Source organism: Clostridioides sp. ZZV15-6388 (assembly GCF_020657755.1).
In the GTDB taxonomy this organism is placed as follows: domain Bacteria; phylum Bacillota; class Clostridia; order Peptostreptococcales; family Peptostreptococcaceae; genus Clostridioides.
The window spans coordinates 1-1,636 of sequence record NZ_JAGWCU010000070.1 but is presented as its reverse complement, the minus strand read 5'-3'; the positions used below and the strand labels follow the sequence as shown (position 1 = coordinate 1,636).

Annotated in this window: 1 protein-coding gene; it reads left to right on the top strand. The window is 25.4% G+C overall.

The window, feature by feature from the left end:
• Window positions 1-367 precede the first annotated feature (367 nt).
• Entirely contained in the window at window positions 368-1,543 is a 1,176-nt protein-coding gene (locus KGF48_RS19725) for a GGDEF domain-containing protein (protein ID WP_227861829.1), read from the top strand.
• Window positions 1,544-1,636 lie beyond the last annotated feature (93 nt).

Sequence of the window (1,636 nt, the reverse complement as noted above, 5' to 3'; positions counted from 1 at the left end):
ATCGGTGTGATTTCAATACTCTTAGCTTTATAACAACACTAATTCATATAATATATTAATTATAAATCTAACTAATAGAACTTAATTATACCTTAATTGGATATATTTATCTATTTTGTTTGTCTTATATTAGTATTTCATTATAATTGTCTAATATTCAAAAATAAATAACTTACTAATCTTAATTATAATAAGATACTAATACAAAACTTTATTTAATATTAACTAACAAACATCACCTATTATAAATTTAGATTGTTACATATAGCATATTTTGCTATAATTAAATTGTAAACAAAGTATTCCGAGTATCTAAGAAAAGAAAAGGAATACTTATTTTTATGTTTTATTTTTAATGGAGGCTTATATGAACTTAGAAAAATTCAAAAAATTCTTTGGATTCCCTCTAGATAAAAAACACAAAGAAAATGTTGAACGAGAACTTTGCAATTATCTTTATCATACAGGCAAAATTATTTGTATCATAATAATAATATCTCAACTAATTATGATGATATCAATATCAGCTAGAGATGGTGGCCCTTTTGCCACCCCAAGACGTCAATGGTATTTTTGTATGTATATAATACTACTTTGTATCTCTTTAATTTTTATGTTTGTTTTTTCTTATCTTTGGAATAAAAAAAAGGAACATTGCACTTGTTATATAAACTTATGGGTGATTTATGTAACTTTTTTCTGCTTATGGGGTTGTGTAATTACTTTGCTTGACCAGTTAGGTGGAAATGATTTGAGTGTATTCAGTTATATAATGTTAACAGCTGCTGCTTTTTCAGTATTAAAATTAGGTCAATCAATAGTAGTTTTTGGAGGATGTTTTTTATTTCTTAATCTACTCTTACCAGGAATTCAAACTGTATCAGGTAATGAGTTCAGTAATATTGTAAACACATTTTTTATAACATCACTTGCTATTTTTGTTTCTACAATGTTATATAGAAGTCGTGTATTTACTTATTATGATAAAATGCTAATCCATCAACAATACGAAGAAATCTCTCATATGAATAATTTATTAAATCTTAAGGTTATGACCGATGACCTAACTAAAATGAATAATCGTAGGTATCTAGAAGATGTTCTTCAAAAAAAATTAAGTACCCATTCAAATCAAGAGCCTATAACAGGGATGATGATAGATATAGATTATTTTAAACAATTTAATGACACTTACGGACATCAAAAAGGTGATTACTGTTTACAAAATATTGCTAAAGTAATTTTAGATTTTACAAATTCTGAAAATGCACATGCTATCCGTTATGGTGGTGAAGAATTTTTTATATGTATTTTCAATTGTGATGAGGAGAATGCTAAACTTAAATCCGAATGTTTACGTAAGATTATAGAGTATTGTAATTTTGAACGTGATGATGTTCCTTCAAAATGTGTGACTGTTAGCATCGGAGTTCATACAAAGAAAGTCGAAGAATTAATAACTTTAAATGAATTTATAAGTTATTGTGATAAAGCTTTATATATTGCAAAGGAACAAGGTCGTAATTGTGTTGCATTTTATTAAAAGTATAGAAATAAAAGTATCAATCCTTATATTTATATTTTCTTAATAAGAAATTTATTTTGTTCAAAACATTTAGATAATATTATGTAAACC

Excerpts from the sequence above, each read along its gene's own strand:
- KGF48_RS19725 (WP_227861829.1), top strand. The coding sequence starts at position 368 with ATGAACTTAGAAAAATTCAAAAAATTCTTTGGATTCCCTCTAGATAAA.